This is a genomic window from Methylobacterium sp. D48H, assembly GCF_053345715.1.
Genome location: NZ_JBKFAP010000042.1, coordinates 1 through 25,035, shown reverse-complemented (window position 1 = coordinate 25,035; position 25,035 = coordinate 1). Strand labels below are relative to the sequence as shown.

The following is a 25,035-nucleotide window of genomic DNA, read 5'->3' as shown; positions in this document are numbered from 1 at the left end:
TCGCCCCGCCCGTCTCGGCCAGGACCTTCGTGATCGCCGCCGTCAGAGACGTCTTGCCGTGATCGACGTGGCCGATCGTGCCAATGTTGCAGTGCGGCTTGGTGCGGGAGAACTTTTCCTTGCCCATCAGAGCCTCCTAGATTCGAATTCGCGTTGCGGAAGAAGAGATGCTTAGGCGTACTTGGCGATGACCTTGTCGGCCTCGCCGCGCGGCACCTCTTCGTAGTGATCGAACTGCATCGTGAAGTTGGCGCGGCCCTGCGAGAAGGAGCGCAGCTGGTTCACGTAGCCGAACATGTTGGCCAGCGGCACCATCGCGTTGATGACGTTGGCGTTGCCGCGCATGTCCTGGCCCTGGATCTGGCCGCGGCGGGCGTTCAGGTCGCCGATGACCGAGCCGGTGTACTCCTCCGGCGAGACGACCTCGACCTTCATCACCGGCTCGAGCAGGACCGAGCCGCCCTTCTGCAGCGCCTCGCGGAAGGCGGCGCGGGAAGCGATCTCGAAGGCGAGCGCCGAGGAGTCGACGTCATGGTAGGCGCCGTCGACAAGCTCGACCTTGACGTCGACCACCGGGAAGCCGGCGAGGACGCCCGCGCCGAGGACCGAGTTGAGGCCCTTCTCGACGCCCGGGATGTACTCCTTGGGCACCGCGCCGCCGACGATCTTCGACTCGAACGAGAATCCGGCGCCCGGCTCGTTCGGCTCGACGACGAACTTCACGCGGGCGAACTGGCCGGTACCGCCGGTCTGCTTCTTGTGCGTGTAGTCGATCTCCTGACGGCGCGTCAGCTTCTCGCGGTAGGCGACCTGCGGCTGGCCGATATTCGCGTCCACCTTGTAGGTGCGGCGCAGGATGTCGACCTTGATGTCCAGGTGGAGCTCGCCCATCCCCTTGAGGATGGTCTGGCCGGACTCCTGGTCGGTGGAGACGCGGAAGGACGGGTCCTCGGCGGCGAGCTTCGAGAGCGCGATGCCGAGCTTCTCCTGATCGGCCTTCGACTTCGGCTCGACGGCGATCTCGATGACGGGCTCGGGGAACTCCATCTTCTCGAGGATCACGGCCTTCTGCGGGTCGCAGAGGGTGTCGCCCGTGCGGGTGTCCTTGAGGCCGGCCAGCGCGACGATGTCGCCCGCGAAGGCCTCCTTGATGTCCTCACGGTTGTTGGCGTGCATCAGGAGCATGCGGCCGACGCGCTCCTTCTTGTCGCGCGACGAGTTCAGCACGTTGGCGCCGGTCTCGACCTTGCCCGAGTACACGCGGCAGAAGGTGATCGTGCCGACGTGGGGATCGTCCATGATCTTGAAGGCGAGCATGGAGAAGGGATCCGCATCCGACGGGTGACGGACGGTCTCTTCCTCGGTCTTGAAGTCGATGCCCTTGATCTCGCCGCGATCGGCCGGGGAGGGCAGGTAGTCCACGACGGCGTCGAGGAGCGGCTGCACGCCCTTGTTCTTGAACGCCGAGCCGCAGAGCACCGGGTGGAAGGCGCGCAGCTGGACGGCCTTGCGCACCAGGACGCGCATGGTGGCCTCGTCGGGCTCGTTGCCGTCGAGGTAGGCGGCCATGGCGTCGTCGTCGAGCTCGACGCAGGCCTCGACCAGCTTTGTGCGGTACTCGACGGCCTGGTCCTTGAGGTCGGCCGGGATCTCGGTCTCGTCGAAGTTGGCGCCCAGCGCCTCACCCGACCAGACGATCGCCTTCATCTTGATGAGGTCGATCACGCCCTGGAAGCTCGACTCGGCGCCGATCGGCAGCTGCAGGCAGACGGGCTTGCCGGCGACGCGGTCGATGATGTCGGCGACGCACTTGAAGAAGTCGGCGCCGATCTTGTCCATCTTGTTGACGAACACGACGCGCGGCACGTCGTACTTGTCGGCCTGACGCCACACGGTCTCGGTCTGCGGCTCGACGCCCTGGTTGCCGTCGAGCACGCAGACGGCGCCGTCTAGCACGCGGAGCGAGCGCTCCACCTCGATGGTGAAGTCGACGTGGCCGGGGGTGTCGATGATGTTCAGGCGCTTGTCGCGCCAGAAGCAGGTCGTCGCAGCCGAGGTGATCGTGATGCCACGCTCCTGCTCCTGCGCCATCCAGTCCATGGTGGCGGCGCCCTCATGGACCTCGCCGATCTTGTGGGACTTTCCGGTGTAGTAGAGGATCCGCTCGGTCGTCGTGGTCTTGCCGGCATCGATGTGGGCCATGATGCCGAAGTTGCGGTAGTCCTCGATCGCGTGCGTGCGGGGCATCGAATTGCTCCTGAGAGACGGCGGAACCGCTTACCAGCGGTAGTGCGAGAAGGCGCGGTTGGCTTCCGCCATCCGGTGCGTGTCTTCGCGCTTCTTGACGGCGTTGCCGCGGTTGTTCGCGGCGTCGAGCAGTTCGGCCGAGAGGCGCTCGACCATGGTGCGGTCGTTGCGCGAACGCGCGGCCTGGATTAGCCAGCGGATCGCGAGGGCCTGGCGGCGCTCGGTGCGGACCTCGACGGGGACCTGGTAGGTCGCGCCGCCGACGCGGCGGGAGCGGACCTCGATCATCGGGGCGACGTTGTCGAGCGCGGCGCGGAACACCTCGATCGGGTTGGCGCGGGCGCGGTTCTCGACGATGTCGAAGGCACCGTAGACGATCCGCTCGGCGGTCGACTTCTTGCCCTCGTACATGATGGAGTTCATGAACTTCGTCAGCACCACGTCCCCGTACTTCGGGTCCGGGATGATCTCACGCTTCTCGGCAGAGTGACGACGGGACATCTTCTGAGACTCTCGAACGAAAAGATCTTAAGCGCCCCGCGCAGGCCGCCTCAGCCCTGAGGCCGGCGACATCCTTGCGAGGCCGTGAAAACGCGTACCGGCGCCCGGGAAATATCCGGGCGTCCGACTTACTTCGGGCGCTTGGCGCCGTACTTCGACCGGCGCTGCTTGCGGTTCTTCACGCCCTGCGTGTCGAGCACGCCGCGCAGGATGTGGTAGCGCACACCCGGAAGATCCTTCACGCGGCCGCCGCGGATCATCACCACGGAGTGCTCCTGAAGGTTGTGACCCTCGCCCGGGATGTAGCCGATCACCTCGAAACCGTTGGTGAGGCGCACCTTGGCGACCTTCCGGAGCGCCGAGTTCGGCTTCTTCGGGGTCGTCGTGTAAACGCGGGTGCAGACGCCGCGCTTCTGCGGGCAAGCGTCGAGCGCCGGAACCTTGTTGCGGCTCCGCTGGATCTTCCGCGGCTGGGCGATCAGCTGGTTGATCGTCGGCATCCTGTGCCCTCTTCCTCGGTCACCTAGTCCGAACTGCGCAGGGCAGTCCGCAAAACGAATATGCGCCGGAGGGCCTGTCACGGACCCTCGGCGCGGTGTGGGCAGAGGAGCACGCCCGAAACGAACGCGCTCGTACCTACGGATCTGACTTACAGCGTCAGGCGATTTGAACCCTCGGAGCGCTCGGGGCGATGGCGGCGGCTTCTTGGGTTGCGCCCAAGGGCCGTCGGCAGCCGATGGCCGTCCGAAGTGGCGCGCTTCTAGACGCCGTTGCGCCACAGGTCAATGCGGTCACGGCAGAAAACTGCACCGCGGCGGAGGTTAAGGATCGGTCAAGGGCGCGCACGGCGCCCGCGATCGGCGAGCCTTCGCGACGGCGGAGCCGAGGGACCGCTATCGCGCACGGGGCGTCGTCCCGTCAACGGAAGCCGGGGCAGGCCGGCCACGTGGCGGCGGGACTTCGGCGCAGCCTCGGGCCCTGCCCGGGCGCGGCAGGAAAATCTGCCCCGCAGCCGCCAGATCTTTCGGCGAGCGGCACCCGCCCGCGAGGAAAAAATAGAATCTTTCTCCGTTGATTTTCGTGTTCTCTAAAGATGAAATGCGCTGGCGGTCGAGATAAATCCTGCTGGCATCCTCTGATTTTGCGCCACTAGACAATAACAAATCGATTTATACGTCAACTCAGAAGTCTGACGCGATCTAGACTGCAATATTCGCGATATTTGATCATCGCTCTGCCTGTACCGGCCCCGAACCATCCGATGGAGTCACGCGTGCGCCGCCTCTTCGCCCTCGTTCTCGCGACCCTCCTGTCGGTCGGCCCCGCAACGGCCGACCGTCTGGACGACATCAGAAAGGCCGGCGTTCTCCGGGTCGCCGCCTTCGACAGCAACCCGCCGTTCGGCTTCGTCGATCCCGCGACGAAACGGATCGCCGGCCTCGACATCGACTACGCGCAGGCCATCGCCGACGCGCTCGGCGTCAAGCTGGAGATCCGGCCCACCAACCCGGCGAATCGTATCCCGCTGCTGATCTCCGGCAAGGTCGATCTGGTTCTGGCGAACTTCACCATCACGGACGATCGGGCGAAGCAGCTCGATTTCAGCATCCCGTACTTCGCCTCCGGCCAGCAGTTCCTGGCCAGGAAGGGCACCCTGTCGTCGCCGGAGCAGCTCAATGGGCTTCGAATCGGTGCAGACAAGGGCACCACCAACGAGATCGTCCTGCGCCGCGACTTCCCGAAGGCAGTCGTGGTCGCCTTCGACGACACGCCCTTCGCGTTCACGGCCCTGCGCAACGGCAATGTCCAGGCGATCACGCAGGACGGCCCGAAGCTGGTCGGGCTGCTCGCGAAGGTGCCGGACCGGCAGAACTACGAGATCCCCGCCTTCAGCATCTCCAACGACTATATCGGCGTCGGCATCCCGAAGGATGAGGCGCGGCTCCGGGACCGCGTGAACGAGACCCTGCGCGGCCTGGAGTCGAGCGGCAGGGCAGCGGCGATCTATGATCGCTGGTTCGGGCCCGCGACCGAGCAGCCGCTGCCGCGCCTGTTCCGGATCGGGGACCGTCCCTGACCGGGGCGGCACGAAGACGATGGCCGCGCTGTTCGGCGATCCACTCGCGCCGCGCTACCTCGTCTGGCTGCTGCAAGGCTTCGGGACGACCCTGACCTTGTCGGCAGCCACCTGCCTTGCCGGCACGGTGCTGGGCCTCGCGGCGTGCGGGCTGCGCGAGGCGGGCGGGCGCGCCGGGCGCGGCGCCGTGGCCGTCTCCGTCGGCATCGTCCGCAACACGCCGCTGCTGGTGCAACTCTTCGTCTGGTACTTCGCGGTGGCCGCCGCCCTGCCGCAGGGCGTGACGGCCTGGCTCAACGCGCCGCACGTCCTGGACCTGGGATTCGGGTTCCTGGGCTGGCCCGCTTACGAGAGCCTCGCCGGGTTCTGCGGGCTCACGCTCTACGCGGGCGCCTACATCGCCGAGGAACTCCGCGCCGGCATCAGGGCCGTCCGGCCCGCTCAGCGGGCGGCGGCCCTGGCCCTCGGCCTCACGCCCGTCCAGGCGTTCCGCCACATCGTCCTGCCCCAGGCCCTGCGCGTCGCCTGGCTACCCATCGTCGGCCAATACCTCAACACGCTCAAGAACACGTCGCTGACCATGACGATCGGCCTCGCGGAGCTGTCCTACGCGTCCCGGCAGGTGGAGACCGAGACCTTCCAGACCTTCCAGGCCTTCGGCATCGCGACGCTGCTCTACGTCGGCGCGGCCGCCGCGGCGGAGACGACCGGGCAGATCCTCGACCGCCGCGCCCGTCGACCGGGCCGGCACCGATGAATCCGTCGGTCATCATCGACAATCTCGGTTACCTGCTGGTCGGGGCCTGGCCCGACGGGCCGGTCGGCGGGCTGGCCCTGACACTGATTCTCTCCGGCCTGTCCGGCCTGGCCTCGGCCGCGCTCGGGCTCGTCCTCGGCATCGCCCTGGCCGTGAGCGCGGGCGCGGCCCGGGCAGCGCTCACCGCCGGGCTCGGCTTCCTCCGCGCCGTGCCGGTCGTGATGCTGATCTTCTGGACCTACTTCCTGCTGCCGATCCTGTTCGGCGTGTCGATCCCCGAGATCGGCACGGTCGCGGTGGCGCTGGCGCTCGTCGGAGGCGCCTACCTGTCCCACGGGGTGGCGGCGGGCATCGCGAGCGTCGGCCGTGGTCAGTGGGAGGCCGGCCTCGCGCTCGGCCTCGACCCCTGGCGCACCCTGCGCTTCGTCGTCCTCCCGCAGGCGCTGCGGGCCATGGCACCGTCCTTCGTCAACCAGTGGACCACGCTCATCAAGGACACGTCGCTCGCCTACGTGATCGGCGTGCCCGAACTCGCCTTCGTGGCGGCGCAGGTGAACAACCGCGCGATGGTCTACCCGGCCGAGATCTTCCTCTTCGTCGGTGCCGTGTACGGCATCCTCTGCGCCGGTCTCGACGGGCTGGCCGCCCGGCTGACGAATACCGGCAAGGTCGCGGCACATCGCACCCCGTGACGGAGCGGCCGGTCGACGCGCCCGAGCCGGCTCGCGGGACACGACCGATTTACCGGGGCACACGTGCAAGGCGTACCGGATCGGGGCAGGTGCGCGCCGGCACGGTCTACGGAGAATTAAAGCGATCCATCGAATTGTCGCGCACATCGGGCGGCCAACTCGCCGCCGCAGGTTCGCGTCGAGGGTGTTGCGTATGGGTTGCGTCGCGGTCAGCAACGTCGTTCCGTTCCGGCGGCCGATTCCCGCCCAGGCCCCCGGCGAGCGGGAGGCGCGCAACCGTCGCCGCAGCGAGCAGCGCTCCCTCCTGGACGCTGTCTACGCGACTGGCAGCATGGTCGTCGCCGCGGAGGATCGCGGCCTCAAGCTCACCGCCTCGCGGCTGCAGGTCTACGGCTTCCTGGCGATCGAAGAGGTCGGCGAGGACGGCCTGATGCGGCGGCTTCGCCCGTCCGAGGCGATTCGCGCCCGGTCGGAGCGGCCCTGGCGCCTGTCGAGGCCCGCGAGCGGAGCCTCGGTCACCATCCCGAGCCTCGACGGGTTCCTGTTCGAGACGGCCGGCCAACCGATCTGATCGACCCCGAACGCTGCACGTCAACCGACCGGCGCGCCGAGAGGCGCGCCGGTCGTCGCACGTTCAGGGCTCGCGTTCCGCGGCCGGACGGGCGGGCACCGCAGCGATCGAGCCGCGCGGCGCCGCGGACCAGCCCCGAAGCCGGATCAGGCCCCCTATGCGGCGGCGACGATTTCCCGCCGCTCCGCTTGCCATCACCCGCGGCCCGTAGTATGCGCCCGGCCTTCGCGACATTTCCGATGGGTGCTCGCACCCCGTGAACGCGGTGACCGCGCCGGTGTCTGACGACACCGCCAGCGCGGTCGAACACATGAGCCGGGGACGTCAGGTCCCCATCAGGCGTCGTCCGCCGGGCAATACCGTCCGTGTGCGGAAACCCGCCTGAAACAAGGAGTCACGCACGTGATCCAGATGCAGACGAATCTGGACGTCGCCGACAACTCGGGTGCACGCCGTGTGATGTGCATCAAGGTTCTCGGCGGGTCGAAGCGCAAGTATGCCGGCGTCGGCGACGTGATCGTCGTCTCCGTCAAGGAGGCGATCCCGCGCGGTCGCGTCAAGAAGGGCGACGTCATGAAGGCGGTCGTCGTCCGCACGGCGAAGGACGTGAAGCGCGCCGACGGTTCGGTGATCCGCTTCGACAAGAACGCCGCGGTCCTGATCAACAATCAGAAGGAGCCGATCGGCACCCGTATCTTCGGACCGGTGCCGCGCGAACTCCGCGCCCGCAACCACATGAAGATCATCTCCCTGGCTCCGGAGGTGCTGTAATGGCCGCCAAGATCAAGAAGGGCGACAAGGTCGTCGTGCTCACCGGCCGCGATTCGGGCCGGTCGGGCGAGGTGATCCAGGTTCTGCCGAAGGAAGGCCGGGCCTTCGTGCGCGGCATCAACCTGGTGAAGAAGCACCAGAAGCAGACCCAGAACCAGGAAGGCGGCATCATCTCCAAGGAGGCCGCCATCCAGCTCTCGAACATCGCGGTCGCGGATGCCAACGGCAAGCCGACCCGCGTGGGTTTCCGCATCCTCGAAGACGGGCGCAAGGTCCGGTTCGCCAAGACCACGGGGGATCAGATCGATGGCTGAGGCCGACAAGAACGCCTACACCCCGCGCCTGCGCAAGCACTACGACGAGGTGGTTCGCCAGAAGCTGATCGAAGAGTTCGGCTACAAGAACCCCATGGAAGTGCCGCAGATCACGAAGATCGTGATCAATATGGGCGTCGGCGAGTCCACCGCGGACTCGAAGAAGGCCTCGGTGGCGGCGGGCGACCTCGCCCTGATCGCCGGCCAGAAGCCGGTCATCACCAAGGCCCGCAAGGCCATCGCGACCTTCAAGGTCCGCGAGGGCATGCCGATCGGCTGCAAGGTGACCCTGCGCAAGCAGCGCATGTACGAGTTCATGGACCGGCTGATCACCATCGCGCTGCCGCGCGTGCGTGACTTCCGCGGCCTGAACCCGCGCTCGTTCGACGGCCGCGGCAACTACGCCCTGGGTCTCAAGGAGCACCTCGTGTTCCCGGAGATCTCCTACGACAAGGCCGAGCAGATGTGGGGCATGGACATCGTCGTGGCGACCACCGCCAAGACCGATGCCGAGGCCAAGGCGCTGCTCGCCGCCTTCAAGTTCCCGTTCCGGCAGTGAGGCCCTCGGGTCTCAGACGCGGACACCGGAGATAGACGACATGTCGAAGAAAAGCTCAGTCGAGAAGAATGAGGCCCGCAAGGCGCTGGTGAAGCGCTTCGCGGCCAAGCGGAAGGCGCTCCTCGAGATCGCCAACAACGACGCCCTCGAGATGGAGGAGCGCTTCGAGGCGCGCCTCAAGCTCGCGGAACTGCCGCGCAACTCGTCGGCCACGCGCATCCGCAACCGTTGCGGCATGACCGGCCGTCCGCGCGCCTACTACCGCAAGATGGGCATCTCGCGCGTGGCGCTGCGCGAGCTTGGCAACCGGGGCCTGATCCCCGGCCTGGTCAAGTCGAGCTGGTAAGGAGGTCCCCATGGTCAACGATCCCGTGGGCGACATGCTCACCCGCATCCGCAACGGCCAGCTGCGCCGTCGCAACGTCGTCCAGACGCCCGGCTCGCGCCTGCGCGCCAGCGTCCTCGACGTCCTGAAGTCCGAGGGCTACATCCGCGACTACGCGGCGACCGACCTCGGCAACGGCCGCACCGAGTTCGCCATCGAGCTCAAGTACTACGACGGGCGCCCCGTGATCCGCGAGATCAAGCGCGTCTCGAAGCCGGGCCGCCGGGTCTACTCGTCGGTCGGCGAGCTGCCGCACGTGGCCGACGGCCTCGGCGTCACCATCGTCTCCACCCCGCAGGGCGTCATGGCCGACCACGAGGCGCGCGAGCGCAACGTCGGCGGTGAAGTGCTCTGCACCGTGTTCTGATCGGGACGGAGGAGGTTATCCCATGTCTCGCGTAGGCAAGAAGCCGGTCCCCGTACCGGCCGGCGTTACCGCCACGGTCACCGGTCAGACGGTGAAGATGAAGGGCTCGAAGGGCGAGCTGTCGTTCGTCGTTCCGTCGCTCGTCAACGTGGCGATGAAGGACGGCGCCATCGAGGTGCAGCCCGTCAACCAGTCCAAGCCGGCGCGCTCCCTGTGGGGCACGTCGCGGGCGCAGATCGCCAACATCGCCGAGGGCGTGTCGAAGGGCTTCGAGAAGAAGCTCGAGATCACCGGCGTCGGCTATCGCGCCGCGATGGCCGGCAAGGCCCTCAAGCTGTCGCTCGGCTACAGCCACGACATTGAGTACGCGATCCCCGCCGGGATCACGATCGCGACCCCGAAGCCCACCGAGATCACGATCTCCGGGATCAACCGCCAGCAGGTCGGTCAGGTCGCCGCCGAGATCCGCGATTACCGCGGACCCGAGCCCTACAAGGGCAAGGGCGTGAAGTACGCGGGCGAGTTCATCTTCCGCAAGGAAGGCAAGAAGAAGTAAGGAGGGCATCATGTCTCGCAAGCTCGAAGCCCTCGATCGCCGCAAGGCGCGCGTCCGCCGCGCGCTGCGGGCGGCCGCCAACGGCCGTCCGCGGCTCTCGGTGTTCCGCTCGTCGAAGCAGATCTACGTGCAGGTCATCGACGACGTCGCCGGCAAGACGCTGGCCTCGGCCTCGTCGATCGACAAGGCGCTCAAGGGCGAACTGAAGACCGGCGCCGATGTCGCCGCCGCCAAGGCGGTGGGCAAGCTCGTCGCCGAGCGCGCCAAGGCGGCGGGCGTCACGAAGGTGATCTTCGACCGCTCCGGCTACATCTACCACGGCCGCGTCGCCGCCGTGGCCGAGGCCGCCCGCGAGGGTGGCCTGGAGTTCTAAGTCACGACGGCGGGCCGGGCGGATCCTCTTCGCCCGGCATATCCGAAACCCGATCGAGCGAGCGGCCCCGCCGGCCGCGTCAGTGAGATGGACAGGTAGACAACATGGCACGTGAACGTGAAGGCGGGGGCCGCGGCCGCCGCGAGGATCGCGAGGAGCGCGACAGCGAGTTCGTGGACAAGCTCGTCCACATCAACCGCGTCGCCAAGGTGGTCAAGGGCGGCCGTCGCTTCGGCTTCGCGGCCCTCGTCGTCGTCGGCGACCAGAAGGGCCGCGTCGGCTTCGGCCACGGCAAGGCCCGCGAGGTGCCGGAGGCCATTCGCAAGGCGACCGAGGCCGCCAAGCGCGGTCTGATCCGCGTCTCGCTCCGCGAGGGTCGGACCCTGCACCACGACGTCAACGGTCGCCACGGCGCCGGCAAGGTGATTCTCCGCGCGGCCCCGCAGGGCACCGGCATCATCGCCGGCGGCCCGATGCGCGCCGTGTTCGAGACGCTCGGCATGCAGGACGTCGTCGCCAAGTCGCTGGGTTCGTCGAACCCCTACAACCTCGTGCGCGCCACCTTCGAGGCGCTCAAGAACGAGGACAGCCCGCGCTCCGTGGCGGCCCGCCGCGGCATCAAGGTGTCGACGCTGCAGTCGCGTCGCCGCGATGCCGATCCGGCCGACCAGTCCGAAGCCGCGGTCGCGTAAGGGAGGGTCCGATGGCACAGAAGACCGTCCGCATCGAGCAGATCGGCTCGCCGATCCGCCGCGAGGCCAGCCAGCGCCAGACGCTGATCGGCCTCAAGCTCAACAAGCTCCACCGCGTGGCCGAGCTGGAGGACACCCCCTCCGTGCGCGGCATGATCCGCAAGGTTGCGCACCTCGTGCGCGTCCACGGCGACGTGGCGTGAGGAGGTCCCGATGAAGCTCAACCAGATCAGCGACAATCCCGGCGCCACCAAGGACCGGATGCGCGTGGGCCGGGGCATCGGCTCCGGCAAGGGCAAGACCGCGGGCCGCGGCGTGAAGGGTCAGAAGGCCCGGACCGGCGTGTCCATCAAGGGCTTCGAGGGCGGTCAGATGCCGCTGCATCGTCGCCTGCCGAAGCGCGGCTTCAACAACCTCTACGCCCAGGACCTGAACGAGGTGAACCTCGGCCGGATCCAGGAGGCCGTCGACGCGGGCAAGCTCGACAAGGCCGCCACCGTCACGGTGGAGAGCCTGGTCGCCGCCGGCATCATCGCCCGTCCCCGCGACGGCGTGAAGCTGCTCGGCGTCGGCGAGCTGACCGCGAAGCTCAGCTTCGAGGTCACCCGCGCCTCCAAGTCCGCCGTCGAGGCGGTCGAGAAGGCCGGCGGCTCGGTCAGCACCGTCTACGCCCAGGGTGCCTCCACCCGCGGCGGCAGCGAGGCGGCCACGGCCTGACGGACGCGACGGGGGCGACCGCCGGACCCGTTGCACGGGCTCCGCGCACCCTTTAAGCCGATCCTTCGAGCGGCGGCCCTGCGACCACGCGGGCCGCCGTTTTTCGTTTCATCCGGGCACCCTTCGCCCGGCAACATGTCCAGGACGCGACGCTTATGGCCTCAGCCGCCGAGCAGCTTGCCGCCAATCTCAATTTCGGTGCGATCGCCAAGGCCGATGAGCTGAAGAAGCGCATCTGGTTCACGCTCGGCGCCCTCGTGGTGTTCCGGCTGGGCACGTACATCCCGATCCCCGGCATCGATCCGGAGCAGTTCGCCCGGAACTTCCAGCAGCAGGCGGGCGGCGTGCTGGGCCTGTTCAACATGTTCTCGGGCGGCGCCGTGGAGCGCATGGCGATCTTCGCCCTGAACATCATGCCCTACATCTCGGCCTCGATCATCGTGCAGCTCCTGACCTCGGTGATCCCGAGCCTGGAAGCGCTCAAGAAGGAGGGCGAGTCGGGCCGCAAGGTCATCAACCAGTACACCCGCTACCTGACGGTGGTGCTGGCGCTGGTTCAGTCCTGGGGCATCGCCATCGGCCTCCAGGGCTCCTCGGCCGCCATCGATCCGGGTCCGTTCTTCCTGGCCTCGACGGTGATCACCCTGACGGGCGGAACCCTGTTCCTGATGTGGCTCGGCGAGCAGATCACCTCGCGCGGCATCGGCAACGGCTCGTCGCTGATCATCTTCGCCGGCATCGTGGCCCACCTGCCGGTGGCGATCGCGGGCGCGCTCGAGCTCGGCCGCACCGGCGCCCTGTCCCCGGCGATCATCCTGGGCGTCGGCGTCGCCGCCGTCGCGCTCGTCTACTTCATCGTGTTCATGGAGCGCGCCCAGCGCCGGCTCCTGATCAACTACCCGAAGCGCCAGGTCGGCAACCGCATGTACGAGGGTCAGACCTCGTTCCTGCCGCTCAAGCTCAACACCTCGGGCGTGATCCCGCCGATCTTCGCCTCGTCGCTGCTGCTGCTGCCGGCGACCGCCGCGAGCTTCTCGGCCAACGGGGGCGCCACGGGCTGGCTCGGCACGGTCACGGCCTATCTCGGCCACGGCACGCCACTGTTCATGGTGCTCTACGCGGCGCTGATCATCTTCTTCACGTTCTTCTACACCGCAGTCGTCTTCAATCCGCAGGAGACGGCCGACAACCTGAAGAAGCATGGCGGCTTCATCCCGGGCATCCGGCCGGGCGAGCGCACCGCGGCCTTCATCGACAAGGTGCTGACCCGCATCACGGTGATCGGCGCCCTATACCTGACCTTCGTGTGCCTCTGCCCGGAGATCCTGTCGTCCTACGCCGCGGCCAGCCTCGGCTTCGGCGGCACGTCCCTGCTCATCGTGGTCTCGGTCACGATGGACACGGTGGCGCAGGTGCACGGGCACCTGATGGCCCATCAGTACGAGGGCCTCGTGAAGAAGGCCAAGCTGCGTGGCGCGTCGACCACGCAACGGCGGCGCTGAGCCTGCTACAGAGGCGGCCGGACTCCGAGGACGCTCCCGCCTCTGGCCCAAAGGTCTGGATGCCTCACCGGCCCGGACCGGCTAGAAAACCCCGAACCCGGCGATGCCAGGGAGGCTTCGCCACCACGGCTTGTGCCCACTGAGAGAGTGGGCCGAACGAGGACAACGCCATGCGCATCATTCTGCTCGGGCCGCCCGGTGCGGGGAAGGGGACGCAATCCGAGCGGATCGTACAGCGCTTCGGCATCCCGCAGCTGTCGACGGGGGACATGCTGCGCGCCGCGGTGGCCGCCAGCACGCCGGTCGGCCTCGAGGCCAAGGCGGTGATGGAATCCGGCGGTCTCGTCTCCGACCGGATCGTGGTCGGCATCGTCGCCGACCGGATCGAGGAGCCGGACGCCCGCCGCGGCTTCATCCTCGACGGCTTCCCGCGCACGGTCGCGCAGGCGGAAGCGCTCAGCGAGATGCTGGCGAGCAAGGGCTTGAGCCTCTCCGCCGTTATCGAGCTGAAGGTCGACGAGAACGCCCTGGTCGGCCGCATCGAGAAGCGCGCCGCCGAGACCCTGGCCCGCGGCCAGGCCGTGCGGAAGGACGACACCCCCGAGGTGTTCAAGCAGCGGCTCGAGGCATACCGCGCCCAGACGGCGCCCCTCTCCGCCTATTACGCGCAGAAGGGCATGCTGGAGACCATCGACGGCATGCAGCCGATCGACAAGGTCACGGCCGACCTGATGGCGACACTGGAGCCGCACGAGGAGCGCGTCGCCTCCTGAGGGTGATCGCGGCGCGCTGACCGGCCGTTTCAGCGCGCCCGTGAACCCGGCGGTGTCCCTGGGGGTTATGGGGCGGGTCCACGATCGGAAACGCCATGACTGTCCGCCTCCTCGCCACCGCCTCCCTCCTGCTCGCGGTGGTCCTCCCGCCGCTGCCGGCCTTCGCGCAGAGTCCGGCCCAGTCCTTCGTGTACGGCCAGAAGCGGTTCCGCAACGCCTGCCGGCCGCCGCTGAAGTATCTGGCGGGGACTTGCGCCCGCCGCTGCCCGGCAGGCTACCAGGACATGGGCCGCACTTGCCGGCTGCGGAATCAGGGCTTTCGCTGAGGCGCGGGCGGCCGCCCGTCGGGGGCGTGGCTCAGATCCGGCCCTCCCTGCGGAGGCTGCCGAAGAAATTGACGACGTCCATCTGGAGCGACCGGTGGCCGAACAGCCGGAGCGGGTAGCCCTCCGCGGTGCCGTCGCGCAGCTCGATCATCGCCGTCATCGTGTTGTAGCGGAACACCATGCGGCGACCGGCGAAGGTCGCCCAGAGCAGGGGCGGATCGCCATCCGCGTCCTGCAGCGCGACCGAGCCGGGCTCCGCCTCGGCGAGAACGCCGCCGATCACCGCCAGCGTCACCGGCATGACCTCCTCCAGGGTCTCCTCGGCAGCTCGCAGCACCGAATCGGCGAACGCCCGCAGGGTCGCGCCGTCGCTCGTCAGAACCGCCATCTTCGCTCCTCGACCAGATCCCAGGGCGCCGCGACGCGCGCGTGACGGGGCGAGGCCGTGCCGACCCGTCGTTGACAACGGGCCGCCCGCGCGCTAGCAGGCCCTCCTTCGTCCAACCGAACGATGGTCCGAGGTGCCCTGTCCAGGGCCGCCCGCGGGCCGCGTCGTCGTTTCACGTGCGCAGGGGCCGGCCTCCACCGGACGCGCGCGACATCGGCCCGGATCCCCGGGTCTCACATGGAGAGTGATCGTGGCCCGTATCGCAGGCGTCAACATCCCGACCAACAAGCGCGTCGTCATCGCGCTCCAGTACATCCACGGCATCGGCGCCAAGAAGGCCGAGGAAATCACCCAGAAGGTGAACATCCCCGCCGAGCGTCGCGTCAACCAGCTGACCGATGCCGAGGTTCTGTCGATCCGCGAGACGATCGATCGCGACTATCTCGTCGAGGGCGACCTGCGCCGCGAAGTCTCGATGAACATCAAGCGCCTGATGGATCTCGGCGCCTACCGCGGTCTGCGTCACCGCAAGCAGCTGCCGGTCCGCGGCCAGCGCACCCACACCAACGCCCGCACCCGCAAGGGCAAGGCGAAGCCGATCGCCGGCAAGAAGAAGTAAGTTTTTGGAACTGGGAGGCCGTGCTCCGCTCGGCCTCCTTCCCGTCGCGCCAGGTATCCCGCAACGGGTCCGGCGCCGGCTCGACCGCCCTGCACGGGTGCTCCGGCCAAGTCCCGAAAAGAATCCCGAGCGCCTGGTGTTACGGGCGTGCTTGAAGGAAGAGTGAGACCAGAATGGCTAAGGAACCGCAACGCGTCCGCCGCCGCGAGCGCAAGAACATCGTGTCGGGCGTCGCCCACGTGAACGCCTCGTTCAACAACACGATGATCACCATCACGGACGCGCAGGGCAACACGATCTCGTGGTCGTCCGCCGGTGCGATGGGCTTCAAGGGCTCGCGCAAGTCGACCCCGTACGCCGCCCAGGTCGCCGCCGAGGATGCTGGCCGCAAGGCCGCCGAGCACGGCATGCGCACCCTTGAGGTCGAGGTGTCCGGTCCGGGTTCGGGCCGCGAGTCGGCGCTCCGCGCCCTGCAGGCCGCGGGCTTCACGGTGACCTCGATCCGCGACGTCACCTCGATCCCGCACAACGGCTGCCGGCCGCGCAAGCGCCGCCGCGTCTGATCGAAGCCTCTTGACGGAGAAGTTCATGACGGGATCGAAGCCGCTTCCGGGCGTGCTGCGTTGGAACCTCGGGGACCTCACGGTCACCGCGCTCAATGACGGCTGGTTTCAGGCCAGCCTCGATCTCGTCACGGGCATCTCCAAGGAGGAGGCCGGGCGGCTCCAGGTGGCGGGTTTCCGCACGGAGCAGCCCAAGATCACGCTGAACGCCTTCCTGATCACGGGTCCGGGCCTCAAGCCGACCCTGATCGACACGGGCTACGGCGACCTCGCCCCGGCACCGACCCTGGGTCGCGCCGGTGCAGCGCTCGCGCTTACCGGCGTCGCGCCGGAGGAGATCGGCACGGTGCTGGTCAGCCACCTGCACCCCGACCATGTCGGCGGTCTCGTGAAGGGCGGCGCGGCGCGCTACCCGAACGCCGAGATCGTGCTGCACGCCGACGAGGCGGCGCACTGGCTTCCGGACGAGGCCCTGGCCAAGGCGCCGGAGGCCGCGAAGCCCTACTTCGAAGGCGCCCGCAAGTCCGTGGCTCCCTACGCCGGCAAGGTGCGCGAGCACCGCGGCGGCGAGGTCCTTCCGGGGATCACGGCGGTCCATCTGCCCGGCCATACGCCGGGCCATTGCGGTTTCCGCATCGTCTCCGGTGGACAGGCGCTGATGATGTGGACCGACGTGGTGCACCTGCCGGCGATCCAGTTCAAGAACCCGGAGGCCGGCGTCGGCTTCGACGTCGACGGTGACCAAGCGCGGGAGACGCGCAAGCGGATCCTGGACGAGGTGGCCCGCGAGCGCACGCTCATCGCCGGCGGCCATCTCGAGTTCCCGGCGCTCGGCTACGTGGATCGGGATGGGGCTGGATACAGCTTCGTGCCGGTGCTGTGGGTCGGCGGCGAGTAACGGCGGATACGGATTTCAGGGACCGTTCGGGGCGCCAGGGGGCGGCACCGAGTGGCCGAAGCGCGGGGACGGGCGTCGCGGATCCCGGGCAAGGACGAGAGGTAGGATCGTGGTCATTCAGAAGAATTGGCAGGAACTGATCAAGCCGAACAAGCTGCAGGTCACGACCGGCGACGACCCGAAGCGGGTCGCCACGGTCGTTGCCGAGCCGCTTGAGCGCGGCTTCGGCACGACGCTGGGCAACGCCCTGCGCCGCGTGCTCCTGTCGTCGCTCCAGGGCGCCGCCGTGACCTCGGTGCAGATCGACGGCGTGCTGCACGAGTTCTCGTCGATCCCGGGCGTGCGCGAGGACGTCACCGACATCGTCCTCAACATCAAGACCATCGCGATCCGCTCGCAGACCGACGCGCCCAAGCGCATGACCCTGCGCAAGACCGGCCCGGGCCTCGTCACCGCCGGTGACATCGGCACGGTCGGCGACATCCAGATCCTGAACCCCGACCTCGTGATCTGCACCCTCGACGACGGCGCCGAGATCCGCATGGAGTTCACGGTCGCCACCGGCAAGGGCTACGTCCCGGCCGAGCGCAACCGTCCCGAGGACGCGCCGATCGGCCTGATCCCGGTCGACTCGCTGTTCTCGCCGGTCACCAAGGTCAGCTACCGCGTCGAGACGACCCGCGAGGGCCAGGATCTCGACAAGGACAAGCTGACCATGACGGTCGAGACCAACGGCGCGGTCTCGCCGGAGGACGCGCTCGCCTACGCGGCGCGCATCATCCAGGACCAGCTGCAGGTCTTCGTGAACTTCGAGGATCCGCGCAAGGAAGAGGCCGCGCCGCTCGCGCCGCAGCTGCCCTTCAACCCAGCGCTGCTCAAGAAGGTCGACGAGCTGGAGCTGTCGGTCCGCTCGGCGAACTGCCTGAAGAACGACAACATCGTCTACATCGGCGACCTCATCCAGAAGTCCGAGGGCGAGATGCTGCGGACCCCGAACTTCGGCCGCAAATCGCTCAACGAGATCAAGGAAGTGCTCGCCGGCATGGGCCTGCATCTCGGCATGGACATCCCCGGCTGGCCGCCGGAGAACATCGAGGATCTCGCCAAGCGCTTCGAGGAACACTACTGAGAGGCGAAGCTGCCTCGAGCTGAATCGGGCGGCGCCGCACCGCGCCGCCGGTTCGGCCCATCCAGACCCGGGACCCGCGGCGACGACGCCAAGTCCCCAACGAATCCCGCCGCGGGGTCACGCGGAGTGAACCGCCCCGTTCCCGGGGCACCCGGCCGTACCGTGGCACGGCGGCCGAGACGAGAAGGAAGCCAGCACCATGCGTCACGCCTACCGCGGCCGCCGTTTCAACCGCACCGCCGAGCATCGCAAGGCGATGTTCGCCAATATGTCCGCCGCGCTGATCAAGCACGAGCAGATCATCACCACCCTGCCGAAGGCGAAGGACCTGCGTCCGGTCGTCGAGAAGCTGATCACGCTGGGCCGCATCGACAGCGTGCACACCCGCCGCCTCGCCATGGCGCAGCTCCGCGACGCCGACATGGTCAAGAAACTCTTCACCGTGCTCGGCCCGCGCTACAAGGGCCGTCCGGGCGGCTACTGCCGGATCATGAAGGCGGGCTTCCGCCAGGGCGACAACGCCCCGCTCGCGGTGATCGAGTTCGTCGACCGCGACGTCGAGGCCCGCGGCAAGGATTCTGGTCCGAGCCAGGTCTCCGAAGCCGCCTGATCGGCACGGAGCGTCCCGTCGCTCCTAGTCTTTGAGAAGCCGTCCCGGACCCTCCGGGGCGGCTTCTCGCGTTTCGGCTCCTCGCCGCGATCACCATGGCGACGCGCGAATAACAAAAAAACCCGCCGGCTCGCGCCGACGGGTCTGAAGCAGGGTCCACGTCTCGGATGGTCGCGGGAGCTCGCCCTGGCGGCCCGTCTCAGACAGGCCGGGAACTCGACCGCGCCGCGCTCCGAAAACCCCTATCCCTGCCGGGACTCGTCCGGTGGACCGTCCTGGTCGAGATCGTTGTCACGCCTGCGGCGCGGGAAGATGCCGTGATTGCTCATGGTCCACCTCCTCTTCGTAACCCGGGGCCTGCGGGCCCCACGAGGAGAGAATGAGCCGGCAACCGATTGGTTGCAAGCCCCCGTCAGCCGACGGGTCCGGCTCCGCCGTCGAGCAGCGTGGCGACCCGGGCCGCGAGGTCCGCGGAGCGGAACGGCTTCGTGAGCACCGGCAGGTCGTCGGGGATCTGCATCGCCTCGGCATGTCCGGTGAGGATCAGGACCGGCAGGCGCGGATCGCGCTCGCGGATCTCGGCGGCCAGCTCGATGCCGCTCATGCCGGGCATGGCGAGGTCGGCGACGACGATGTCGTAGCGGTCCGCCTCGAGGAGCCGGAGCGCGGCCTCGCCGTCGCCGGCTTCCGTGGTGCTGTGGCCGAAGCCGGTGAGGAACGAGGCCGTCACGTGGCGCACCTGCGAATCGTCGTCGACGATCAGGACGCGGGCCCGCCGGCCGGCGACCGGGACGGTGCCGGCGGCCTCGGGCGCCTGCTCGGGCGCCTGATCGGCGAAGGGGAGGGCGAGCTCCACGCGGGTGCCCCGACCGACCACGCTGTCGATCACCAGCCGGCCCTTGGATTGCTGCGCGAGGCCGAACACCATGGCGAGGCCGAGCCCGGTGCCCTGGCCGACGGCCTTGGTGGTGAAGAACGGCTCGCAGACCCGGCGCAGGATCTCCTCCGGGATGCCGGTGCCCTCGTCGGTGACGCTGATGCCGAGATAGGTGCCGTCGGCGATCTCGGGATCGCCGCTGATCGCGAGCCGGCGCGTCGCGACCGTGATCGTCCCCCCGTCCGGCATGGCGTCGCGGGCGTTGATGCAGAGGTTGAGCACGGCGAGTTCGAGCTGGTCCGGATCGACCTGGACCGCCGGCAGGCCGTCCGCGAGGTCGGTCCGGACCGTCACGAGGCCGCCGAGGCTGCGCCCGAACAGGTCGCTCATCCCGGAGATCAGGGTGTTCACGTCGACGGCGCGCGCCTGGAGGTCGTGGGCGCGGCTGAAGCTCAGCAGGCGCTTGGTCAGGGACGCCCCGCGCTCGGCGGCGCCGCGGGCGTTCTCGATCAGGCGCTGGACCCGCGGCTGGTCGGCGACCTTCGGGCCGGCGAGCTCGAGGCTGCCGAGGATCGCGGTCAACAGGTTGTTGAAATCGTGCGCGATGCCGCCCGCGAGGGTGCCCAGCGCCTGCATCTTGTCGGACTGGCGCAGGCGCGCCTCCAGGGTCCGCTGCTCGGTCACGTCGCGCTCGATCGTCGCGAGGTGGCTGATCCCCCCGCCCGCGTCGCGGATCGGCACCCGCGTCACGTGGCTCCACTGCTCGGCGCCGGTCGGGCCGTCGCTGATCAGGCTCTCGGCCACCGCCCCGGACCGGATCGCGGCCGCGTCCGCCGCCGTCACGGGCTCGGCCTTCGGGCCGAGAAGTTCGTCCTCGCGCCGCCCGAGGCTGGCGGCGACGTCGTGGCCGAGGAGGGCGGCCTTGCGGCCGTTCAGCCGGACGAAGCGGCCCTCCGCGTCCTTGAAGCTGATCGCGTCCTGGGCGTGGTCGAGGAGGCCGCGTAGGAGAGCCCGCTCGGTGGCGAGGTCCCGGCCGAGGCGGTGGCGCTCGAAGGCCTGCCGGACGGTGGAGCGGAGCAGGCCCGCGTCCCAGGGCTTGGTGACGTAGCCGACGATGCCGCCGCGGTTGAGGGCGGCGATCACCGCGGTGATGTCGGCGTAGCCGGTCAGCAGGATCGCCTGCGCGTCGTGGAAAGTGCGGGCCTCGGCGAGGAGCGCGTCGCCGGTGAGGCCGGGCATCCGCTGGTCCGAGAGCACGACGGCGATGTCGGGCTCGGCGCGCAGGATCTCCAGCGCCTCGGCCGGGCGCGAGGTCGTCAGAACCCGGTAGGAATCCTCGAACAGGTCCTCCAGCGCGATCAGGATGTCCGGCTCGTCGTCGACGGCCAGGATCGTCCCTACACCTGCCGTACCGTCACTCATGCACTGGCCGCCTGCCGCGGAATCCCGATCACGAAGCAGGCTCCCCCACCCGGGGCCGTCTCCACGGTGAGCGAGCCGCTATGCGCTTGAACGACGCTGTAGGCAATCGCAAGACCCAGGCCCGTGCCGGATCCGACCGGTTTCGTCGTGAAGAATGGCTCGAAGATCTTCTCACGCAGCGTATCCGGGATGCCGGGCCCGGTATCGCTGATGCGAATCTCGTCGAGTTCGGGGTTCGACTGGGTCGTGATCCGGATCGTGCCGCCCTCCGGCATGGCGTCGGCGGCGTTCCCCAGGATGTTCATCACCACCTGGTTGAGGAGTGCCGGGGTGCAGTGGATCTCGGCGCGGCCCGTGAAGCTGCGCTCCACGGCGATGCGTTCGCCGAGCTTGTGCTGGATCAGCGCGAGCACCGTCTCGATCGCCTCCGGCACGTTGACCAGGGCGCGCTCGCCCTCGTCGAGGCGCGAGAACTTCCGCAGGTTCAGCACGAGATCCTGGATCCGGGTCAGCCCCATCCGCATCGAGCCGACCCGCTGCCGGGCCTTGTCGATGGCGCGGGCGGCCGCCTCCGGGGCGGCGTCCGGCAGCTCGCCGAGCAGGCGCTCGACCGTGCCCTGGTGGGCCAGGATGAAGGCGAGCGGGTTGTTGATCTCGTGGGCGATCCCCGCCACCAGCTCGCCGAGCGAGGCCATCTTGGCGGCCTGTACGAGCTTGGACTGCGCCTCGGTGAGCTGGCGGTTGGCGTCGGCGAGGTCGCGGTTGGCCCGCTCCAGGGCGTCGGCGAGGCCCGCCCGGGCCTCGGCCGCCTCGGCCTCGGCGCGGGCGCGCTCCACCGCTCGCTCGCGCTCGCCGAACTGGCCGGCGATGCGCCGGTCGTCCTCCTCCAGGAGCCGCCGCCGCACGAAGCCGCGGACCCGCAGGGCCAGGACCTCGGCGTCGGTCTTCGAGACCACGTCGTCGGCGCCGGCCGCGTAGGCTTCGACGAGGAAGTCCTTGGCGGGATCGCTGCCGGCGATGCCGACGAGGTGGAAGCCCGCGCCGGCCGCCTGTCCCGAGCGCCGCTGGCTGATCGCCCGGCACAGGGCGAGGCCGTCATAGGCGTGACCCAGGAGGTCGACCGTCACGCAGTCGAAGGCCTCGTCGCCGGCGGCCGCGTCCAGGGCGGCCAGGGCCGCCTCCGGCCCGTCGACGCTCGCCACGTGGTGGCCGTCCTGGCCCATCACGCCGGCGAGGAACGTCCGGTAGGTGGCGCTGCCGTCGATCACCAGGACCCGCCCGCGCCGGAACGCGGCGGCGCCCGGTCCCTCGCCGTCGGTCGTCGGCCGGCGCTCGCGCAGCAGGGCGCGGATGCGCAGGATCATCAGGTCGCGGTCGGCGGATTTCGGCAGGTAGGCGTCGGCGCCGCTCTCGAGGCCCTGGCGCTCGCCGCCGCTGCCGCCGGTCAGCATCAGGACCGGCAGGGCCCGGGTGCGCAGCGACAGGCGCATCTGCCGGATCAGCTCGTCGCCGTTCATGCCCGGCAGGTGGTAATCGGCCACCACGAGGTCGGGCTGGCTGCGGTTGAGATGATCGAGGGCGGTCTCGGCGGAGGCGCAGCGCTCCACCGCGAAGCCGTGCGCCTCCAGCAGCAGGCGCAGTTCCAGGGCCTGCGTCTCCGAATCCTCCACCAGCAGGATCCGGGCCGGCACCTCCGCCGGGCCGGCCTCGCTCACGGCCGCGCCCCCGCATCCACGAGACGCAGGACGTGGTCGGCGACGCGGTCGAGGGGCAGGACGGCGCGGGCGGCCCCAAGCCGCACGGCCGCCGCCGGCATGCCGTAGACCACGGCGGTGCTCTCGTGCTCGGCCACGGTCTGGGCGCCGGCCCGGTGCATGTCGGCGAGGCCCAGGGCCCCGTCCTCGCCCATGCCGGTGAGCAGCACGCCGATGCCGGAGGGTCCGGATTGCCGGGCCATGGACCGGAACAGCACGGTGGCGGCCGGGCGCTGGCCGGAGACCGGCGCGGAATCGATCACCCGCAGGATCCGGCCGGAGCCGATCTCCAGGTGGCGGTCGCCCGGGGCGACGTAGACCCGGCCGGGTTCGGCGCGCTCGCCGTCCTGGGCGAGGGAGACCGGGAGGGCGACGACGCTGTCGAGCCAGCTGGCGAACCCGTCCATGAAGGCCGCGCCCATGTGCTGGACGACCAGGACCGGCAGCGGGAAGTCCTTGGGCAGGGCGCCGATCACCCGCGCCAGCGCCGGGGGACCGCCCGTCGAGGCGGCGATGCCCAGGAGGCTCGGGGCCTGCCCGGACAGGTCGGCCAGCGGCGCCTGGGGCGCGACGGCGGAGCGGCCGGCCCACTCGGTGCCGATCGGCCGGCGGCGGATGACCGGAACCTGGGCCATGATCCGCAGCTGCGTGCAGATCTCGCCGGCCACGCCCTCGTAGCCGGCATGGGTCGTGGCCACGGGCTTCTCGACGACCGACAGGGCCCCGGCCCGGAGCGCGTTCATCGAGATGCGCAGCGAGTTATCCTCGACCGAATCCGCCACCACGACGATCGGGGTCGGGTGCTCGGCCATGATCCGGCGGGTCGTCTCCAGCCCGTCGATCCCCGGCAGGCGGATGTCCATCGAGATCACGTCCGGCCGCACGGTCCGGAGCTTGTCGAGGGCCTCCTCGCCGGAAGCGACCGCGGCCACGAGCTCGAGGCGGGGATCGCGGGAGACGATGTGGCGCAGCAGCTCGCGCACCACGAGGCTGTCCTCCACGAGCATCACACGGACGGGGGTCATAGGAGCTGCCCGATCGTATCCAGCAGCTGGCGCTGGTCGAACTTCTGCTTGGTCAGGTAGGCGTCGGCGCCGAGATCCAGGCCCCGGGCGACGTCGGCGGCGTCCCCGCGGGAGGTCATCAGGATCGCCGGGAGCCGGGCGAAGCGCTCGTCGGCCCGCAGGGCCTTCAGGAGGCCGAACCCGTCGAGGCGCGGCATCTCCACGTCGGCGAGCACCAGGTTCACGGGCTCGATCTCGGCGCGCAGCCGGTCGAGGGCGTCCTGCCCGTCGACGCAGACGACCACGCGGTAGCCGGCGGCTTCCAAGATTCCCTTCTCCAGAGTCCGGGTGGTGATCGAATCGTCGACGACCAGGATGGTCGCGCGCGCGGACGCGCCCGCCGCGGCGTGAGTCGTCGAACGTGGAGCCGGCGCCATCGTTCCGAGCGCGCCGCCCGATGTCCCGGCCTGGGCGCGCGAAGCGAGCCCCTCGGGGTCGAGGACCAGCACCGGCACGTCCCCGTGCAGCACCGCCGTGCCGGCGATCAGACCCGGATCGGCGCCGAAATCCGGCGCGGGCAGGACCAGGAACGGGCGGACGTCGTGCAGGCGGTCGACCGCCAGGGCCAGACGGCCGCCGCCGGTCCGCAGGACGACGGCGGTCAGCGTGCCGGGATCGGCCGGGTCGGCGACCTGTCCGAGGATCGCGGCGAGGTCCGTCACCGGGTGGCTCGTCGCGGCGTCCCCGTCACCGAGGCGCACGATCGTCCGGCCCATGGCGACCGGCAGGTCGTCGCGCCGCAGGCGCAGGAGGCGCTCCACGGCGCCCCCGGGGAGGGCGTAGCTGCGCCCGGCCGCCTCGACCAGCAGCAGGCTGCGCCGGGCCGCCGAGAGCGGCAGGCTGAAGATCAGGGCGGTGCCGGCCGGGTCGCGCGGCTCCAGGCGGACGCTGCCCATGAGCTGGCGGGCGGCGTCCGCGGCGACCGAGAGGCCGTAGCCGCGCCCCGACAGGGTATCGACCGCCTCGGCGGTGGAGAAGCCGGGCTCGAACACGAGGCGCAGCAGGGTGTCGGGTTCGGCCGCGGAAGCGGGGCCGAGGAGGCCGCGCTCGCGGGCCGCCGCCTCGATCCGGGCGAGGTCGGGGCCGGGCCCGTCGTCGAACACGGTGACCTGCAGGCGGGCGCCGCGCACCGCGACCTCCAGCCCGAGGCCCAGGGCCTCCGGCTTGCCGGCCGCGCGCCGCACCTCCGGCGCCTGCCAGCCGTGGCTGAGGGCGTTGCGCAGGGCGTGGAGCAGCGGATCCTTCAGCGCCTGCAGCGTGCCGCGCTCCACCGGCAGGTCGAGGCCCCGCAACGTGAGATCGACCTCGCGGCCCTGCTCCCGGGCGGTCTCGCGCAGCGACCGGGCGAGGGGAGCCAGGACGGTCTCGGCCGGGACCAGGGCGAGGCGCTCGGCGGCGGCGCGGACGCGGGTCGCGGCGCCCTCGACCGCGCTGGTCGCGGAGGCCTGGCGCCGCGACAGGTCCGCGGCCTCCCGGGCGAAGGCGCCCGCGCGCGCCGCGAGGGCGCGCCACTCGGGCCGCTCCGCGCCGA

General features: G+C 69.7%; 31 protein-coding genes. 22 read left to right on the top strand and 9 right to left on the bottom strand.

Translation table 11 applies throughout. The features are described 5' to 3' along the window. The 4 genes from ACLBX8_RS30150 to rpsL all read right to left on the bottom strand — a co-directional run. Positions 1-127: GTP-binding protein (locus ACLBX8_RS30150; protein WP_244498717.1), on the bottom strand; the 127-nt coding region annotated here is incomplete at its 3' end. 44 nt (positions 128-171) lie between these two features. Further along, positions 172-2,247, bottom strand: coding sequence for an elongation factor G (fusA, locus tag ACLBX8_RS30145; protein WP_020096272.1), 2,076 nt, complete (start codon positions 2,245-2,247; stop codon positions 172-174). Between the two features lie 30 nt (positions 2,248-2,277). Beyond that, entirely contained in the window at positions 2,278-2,748 is a 471-nt protein-coding gene (gene rpsG / locus ACLBX8_RS30140) for a 30S ribosomal protein S7 (protein WP_012319183.1), read from the bottom strand. A 128-nt stretch (positions 2,749-2,876) separates the two neighbouring features. After that, on the bottom strand, positions 2,877-3,248 hold the full coding sequence (rpsL, locus tag ACLBX8_RS30135) for a 30S ribosomal protein S12 (protein ID WP_007557568.1): 372 nt from the start codon (positions 3,246-3,248) through the stop codon (positions 2,877-2,879). A gap of 773 nt (positions 3,249-4,021) precedes the next feature. Between rpsL and ACLBX8_RS30130 the strand changes: the two genes are divergently transcribed. The 17 genes from ACLBX8_RS30130 to ACLBX8_RS30050 all read left to right on the top strand — a co-directional run bounded on the left by ACLBX8_RS30130 (position 4,022) and on the right by ACLBX8_RS30050 (position 14,180). Next, complete coding sequence (locus ACLBX8_RS30130) at positions 4,022-4,825, top strand: ABC transporter substrate-binding protein (protein WP_447701067.1); 804 nt, start codon at positions 4,022-4,024, stop codon at positions 4,823-4,825. 19 nt (positions 4,826-4,844) lie between these two features. Next, positions 4,845-5,582, top strand: coding sequence for an amino acid ABC transporter permease (locus ACLBX8_RS30125; RefSeq protein WP_447701068.1), 738 nt, complete (start codon positions 4,845-4,847; stop codon positions 5,580-5,582). Then, positions 5,579-6,274, top strand: a complete 696-nt coding sequence (locus ACLBX8_RS30120) for an amino acid ABC transporter permease (protein WP_447701069.1) — start codon at positions 5,579-5,581, stop codon at positions 6,272-6,274. Before ACLBX8_RS30125 ends, ACLBX8_RS30120 begins: the two co-directional genes overlap by 4 nt. A gap of 193 nt (positions 6,275-6,467) precedes the next feature. After that, a complete protein-coding gene (locus ACLBX8_RS30115) occupies positions 6,468-6,845 on the top strand; it encodes a hypothetical protein (RefSeq protein ID WP_091683603.1) in 378 nt (125 codons plus the stop codon). A 402-nt stretch (positions 6,846-7,247) separates the two neighbouring features. Further along, entirely contained in the window at positions 7,248-7,616 is a 369-nt protein-coding gene (rplN, locus tag ACLBX8_RS30110; protein ID WP_010686182.1) for a 50S ribosomal protein L14, read from the top strand. Then, positions 7,616-7,930 carry a 50S ribosomal protein L24 gene (rplX, locus tag ACLBX8_RS30105; RefSeq protein WP_012319178.1) on the top strand — a complete coding sequence of 105 codons (315 nt, stop codon included), beginning with the start codon at positions 7,616-7,618 and terminating at the stop codon, positions 7,928-7,930. Before rplN ends, rplX begins: the two co-directional genes overlap by 1 nt. Beyond that, the gene (rplE, locus tag ACLBX8_RS30100) at positions 7,923-8,489 is read left to right on the top strand and encodes a 50S ribosomal protein L5 (protein WP_020096277.1); all 567 of its coding nucleotides are present in this window, start codon (positions 7,923-7,925) and stop codon (positions 8,487-8,489) included. The genes rplX and rplE overlap by 8 nt, the downstream gene beginning before the upstream one ends. Before the next feature lie 40 nt (positions 8,490-8,529). Continuing rightward, on the top strand, positions 8,530-8,835 hold the full coding sequence (gene rpsN, locus ACLBX8_RS30095) for a 30S ribosomal protein S14 (RefSeq protein WP_010686179.1): 306 nt from the start codon (positions 8,530-8,532) through the stop codon (positions 8,833-8,835). Between the two features lie 10 nt (positions 8,836-8,845). Beyond that, entirely contained in the window at positions 8,846-9,241 is a 396-nt protein-coding gene (rpsH, locus tag ACLBX8_RS30090; protein WP_010686178.1) for a 30S ribosomal protein S8, read from the top strand. A 22-nt stretch (positions 9,242-9,263) separates the two neighbouring features. Further along, the gene (rplF, locus tag ACLBX8_RS30085) at positions 9,264-9,797 is read left to right on the top strand and encodes a 50S ribosomal protein L6 (RefSeq protein WP_447701070.1); all 534 of its coding nucleotides are present in this window, start codon (positions 9,264-9,266) and stop codon (positions 9,795-9,797) included. A 10-nt stretch (positions 9,798-9,807) separates the two neighbouring features. After that, complete coding sequence (gene rplR / locus ACLBX8_RS30080; RefSeq protein ID WP_020096279.1) at positions 9,808-10,170, top strand: 50S ribosomal protein L18; 363 nt, start codon at positions 9,808-9,810, stop codon at positions 10,168-10,170. Between the two features lie 104 nt (positions 10,171-10,274). Then, the gene (gene rpsE / locus ACLBX8_RS30075; protein ID WP_012319173.1) at positions 10,275-10,862 is read left to right on the top strand and encodes a 30S ribosomal protein S5; all 588 of its coding nucleotides are present in this window, start codon (positions 10,275-10,277) and stop codon (positions 10,860-10,862) included. 11 nt (positions 10,863-10,873) lie between these two features. Beyond that, positions 10,874-11,065 carry a 50S ribosomal protein L30 gene (gene rpmD, locus ACLBX8_RS30070; RefSeq protein ID WP_056531230.1) on the top strand — a complete coding sequence of 64 codons (192 nt, stop codon included), beginning with the start codon at positions 10,874-10,876 and terminating at the stop codon, positions 11,063-11,065. A gap of 10 nt (positions 11,066-11,075) precedes the next feature. After that, a complete protein-coding gene (gene rplO / locus ACLBX8_RS30065; protein WP_091683605.1) occupies positions 11,076-11,579 on the top strand; it encodes a 50S ribosomal protein L15 in 504 nt (167 codons plus the stop codon). A 155-nt stretch (positions 11,580-11,734) separates the two neighbouring features. After that, entirely contained in the window at positions 11,735-13,081 is a 1,347-nt protein-coding gene (secY, locus tag ACLBX8_RS30060) for a preprotein translocase subunit SecY (protein ID WP_447683922.1), read from the top strand. Between the two features lie 170 nt (positions 13,082-13,251). Further along, positions 13,252-13,854 carry an adenylate kinase gene (locus tag ACLBX8_RS30055; RefSeq protein WP_447716275.1) on the top strand — a complete coding sequence of 201 codons (603 nt, stop codon included), beginning with the start codon at positions 13,252-13,254 and terminating at the stop codon, positions 13,852-13,854. A 95-nt stretch (positions 13,855-13,949) separates the two neighbouring features. Beyond that, positions 13,950-14,180 (top strand): hypothetical protein, encoded by a 231-nt coding sequence (locus tag ACLBX8_RS30050; RefSeq protein ID WP_447716274.1) that lies wholly within the window; start codon positions 13,950-13,952, stop codon positions 14,178-14,180. Between the two features lie 31 nt (positions 14,181-14,211). On the opposite strand, the gene ACLBX8_RS30045 is transcribed toward ACLBX8_RS30050, so the two are convergent. Further along, positions 14,212-14,568 carry a hypothetical protein gene (locus tag ACLBX8_RS30045; RefSeq protein WP_447716273.1) on the bottom strand — a complete coding sequence of 119 codons (357 nt, stop codon included), beginning with the start codon at positions 14,566-14,568 and terminating at the stop codon, positions 14,212-14,214. Between the two features lie 250 nt (positions 14,569-14,818). Here ACLBX8_RS30045 and rpsM point away from each other — a divergent pair, with 250 nt between their 5' ends. From rpsM to rplQ, 5 genes are all read left to right on the top strand, one after another. Beyond that, on the top strand, positions 14,819-15,187 hold the full coding sequence (gene rpsM / locus ACLBX8_RS30040; protein WP_010686168.1) for a 30S ribosomal protein S13: 369 nt from the start codon (positions 14,819-14,821) through the stop codon (positions 15,185-15,187). A 173-nt stretch (positions 15,188-15,360) separates the two neighbouring features. Next, positions 15,361-15,750 carry a 30S ribosomal protein S11 gene (rpsK, locus tag ACLBX8_RS30035; RefSeq protein ID WP_010686167.1) on the top strand — a complete coding sequence of 130 codons (390 nt, stop codon included), beginning with the start codon at positions 15,361-15,363 and terminating at the stop codon, positions 15,748-15,750. Positions 15,751-15,775: 25 nt separating this feature from the next. Next, positions 15,776-16,648, top strand: a complete 873-nt coding sequence (locus ACLBX8_RS30030; protein ID WP_447716272.1) for an MBL fold metallo-hydrolase — start codon at positions 15,776-15,778, stop codon at positions 16,646-16,648. Positions 16,649-16,757: 109 nt separating this feature from the next. After that, positions 16,758-17,777: a DNA-directed RNA polymerase subunit alpha gene (locus ACLBX8_RS30025; protein WP_010686165.1), complete on the top strand. Its 1,020-nt coding sequence runs from the start codon at positions 16,758-16,760 to the stop codon at positions 17,775-17,777. 199 nt (positions 17,778-17,976) lie between these two features. Further along, positions 17,977-18,387, top strand: a complete 411-nt coding sequence (rplQ, locus tag ACLBX8_RS30020; protein ID WP_020096288.1) for a 50S ribosomal protein L17 — start codon at positions 17,977-17,979, stop codon at positions 18,385-18,387. Between the two features lie 412 nt (positions 18,388-18,799). Here the strand turns inward: rplQ and ACLBX8_RS30015 are convergent, their stop codons facing one another. The 4 genes from ACLBX8_RS30015 to ACLBX8_RS30000 all read right to left on the bottom strand — a co-directional run. Further along, a complete protein-coding gene (locus ACLBX8_RS30015; RefSeq protein WP_447701073.1) occupies positions 18,800-20,686 on the bottom strand; it encodes a response regulator in 1,887 nt (628 codons plus the stop codon). Beyond that, positions 20,683-22,401, bottom strand: a complete 1,719-nt coding sequence (locus ACLBX8_RS30010; RefSeq protein WP_447701074.1) for a response regulator — start codon at positions 22,399-22,401, stop codon at positions 20,683-20,685. Before ACLBX8_RS30010 ends, ACLBX8_RS30015 begins: the two co-directional genes overlap by 4 nt. Then, positions 22,398-23,465 carry a chemotaxis-specific protein-glutamate methyltransferase CheB gene (gene cheB, locus ACLBX8_RS30005; protein WP_026605430.1) on the bottom strand — a complete coding sequence of 356 codons (1,068 nt, stop codon included), beginning with the start codon at positions 23,463-23,465 and terminating at the stop codon, positions 22,398-22,400. Before cheB ends, ACLBX8_RS30010 begins: the two co-directional genes overlap by 4 nt. Further along, positions 23,462-25,035 (bottom strand): response regulator (locus ACLBX8_RS30000; RefSeq protein WP_447716271.1); only part of this gene is annotated, 1,574 nt, incomplete at its 5' end. The genes ACLBX8_RS30000 and cheB, both read right to left, overlap by 4 nt.